Here is a 1,945-nt window from a genome sequence, read left to right as displayed (position 1 = left end):
GGATGTCCCCGGGGCTGGGGCTTCAGCCGTTGCGGGGGCCGGGGAAGGCGGTCGGCCTCACCTCGTCGCGCAGGGCCGGGCTGCCGGCCGTCGGCTGGGTCGGCATCGAACGGGCGGCCGGGACCGTGGGGACGGCCGGGAAGCCCGTGTTGACGCCGAGCGCACGGGCGCCCGCGGGCTCCACCGGGCGCTCGGCCTCGGCCGTCGCCGTGGCCGTGCCGGAGCCCGGGGCGGTCGCCGCGGCCGGGCCCGCGGCGGCGGTCTGAGCGGTGGCGCGGCGGGCGCCGTAGCGGCGGTGGACCGCCTGTTTGGTGACCCCGAGCGCGGAGCCCACCGCGTCCCAGGAGAAGCCGAGCGAACGGTCGAAGTCCACGGCCGCCGTCACGAGCGTCTCGACGCTGTCGCGCAGTTCCTGGGCGAGGCGGACGGTGGGCGCGGGGGCGCGGCCGTAGACGACGAAGCCCGTGGAAGGACCGGAACGGCGCGGGCGGTAGACGTTGCCCAGCTGGGCGGTGAGGGTGCGCAGCGCGTCCACCTGCCGGCGGACCCGCTCGATGTCCCGCACCAGCGAGTGCAGGCTGGCCCGGGCCTGGGCGTCGTGGGTTGCATGGTCGGCCATGAACAAGCCTCTCGAACCGGCGTTGAAGAAGGTGTGGTCAACTCTTTCTTGACAACGCGGGGGCGGTCCCCTGGTCACGGTGTGGGGGCGTATGGGCATATGCGTACGCCCCTGGGCCTCGGTGCGCGCGGCCGGTCCCCTGAGGGGCTCCCGCCCGGTCCCCGGAGGGGCGCGCGCTGTCGGCGGCCGGTCCCTTCCGGGCGGCGAGGAGCCGTCCGCGGCGGCCGCGGCGGTCGTCATAAACTTGTGCGTCGCCCGCCGTCCGTCCCTCCGAGAGGCACCGCCCACTCATGAAGCTCGTCTTCGCCGGCACCCCCGAGGTCGCCGTTCCCGCTCTGGACGCACTGATCGCCTCCGGGCGGCACGAGGTGGCCGCCGTCGTCACCCGCCCGGACGCGCCGGCCGGACGCGGGCGCAGGCTGGTCGCCTCGCCCGTCGCCCAGCGGGCCGAGGAGGCCGGCATCGAGGTGCTCAGGCCCGCGAAGCCCCGGGACCCGGAGTTCCTTGAGCGGCTGCGGGAGATCGCGCCGGACTGCTGTCCCGTCGTCGCCTATGGGGCGCTGCTGCCGCGGGTGGCCCTGGACATCCCGGCGCACGGCTGGGTCAACCTGCACTTCTCGCTGCTGCCGGCCTGGCGCGGGGCCGCTCCGGTGCAGCACGCCCTCATGGCCGGCGACGAGATCACCGGCGCCACCACCTTCCTCATCGAGGAGGGGCTCGACTCGGGGCCGGTCTACGGGACGGTCACCGAGGAGATCCGGCCCACCGACACCAGCGGCGACCTGCTCACCCGGCTGGCGTTCGCCGGCAGCGGGCTGCTCGCCGCGACGATGGACGGCATCGAGGACGGCGCCCTCCAGGCCGTGCCGCAGCCGGGCGAGGGGATCACCCTCGCGCCGAAGATCACCGTGGAGGACGCGCAGGTCGACTGGGCCACGCCGGCCCTGCGCGTGGATCGCGTCGTCCGCGGCTGCACCCCGGCCCCCGGGGCCTGGACCACGTTCCGCGGCGAGCGGCTCAAGCTCATCCAGGTCCGGCCCGCTCCCGAGCGGACCGATCTCGCCCCGGGCGCGCCGGCCGTGGGCAAGAACAGTGTCCACGTCGGCACGGGCTCGCACGCGGTCGAGCTGGTGTGGGTGCAGGCCCAGGGCAAGAAGCCGATGCGGGCCGCCGACTGGGCGCGGGGCGTGCGGATCGCGGACGGTGAGACCGTCGGGGCGTGACGCTCCCGCACGAACGCTCCCGCACGCGCCGCCCTCGCCGCCGTCCCGCCGGCCGGACCCCGTGGGCCCACCGGGCCTCACGGTCCGTCCGGCGGTGCGGGTC

General features: G+C 76.2%; 2 protein-coding genes. One reads left to right on the top strand and one right to left on the bottom strand.

Annotated features, from left to right (window positions below; translation table 11 throughout):
• Positions 1-22: 22 nt before the first annotated feature.
• Positions 23-619: a hypothetical protein gene (locus KMS84_RS38440; RefSeq protein WP_256921196.1), complete on the bottom strand. Its 597-nt coding sequence runs from the start codon at positions 617-619 to the stop codon at positions 23-25.
• A gap of 290 nt (positions 620-909) precedes the next feature.
• Here KMS84_RS38440 and fmt point away from each other — a divergent pair, with 290 nt between their 5' ends.
• Positions 910-1,842, top strand: coding sequence for a methionyl-tRNA formyltransferase (gene fmt, locus KMS84_RS38435; RefSeq protein WP_256921195.1), 933 nt, complete (start codon positions 910-912; stop codon positions 1,840-1,842).
• Positions 1,843-1,945 lie beyond the last annotated feature (103 nt).

The organism is Streptomyces hilarionis (assembly GCF_024539675.1).
Lineage (GTDB): Bacteria > Actinomycetota > Actinomycetes > Streptomycetales > Streptomycetaceae > Streptomyces > Streptomyces hilarionis.
Note: the sequence above shows the minus strand (reverse complement) of the source record. Positions and strands in the feature narration are given on the sequence as shown.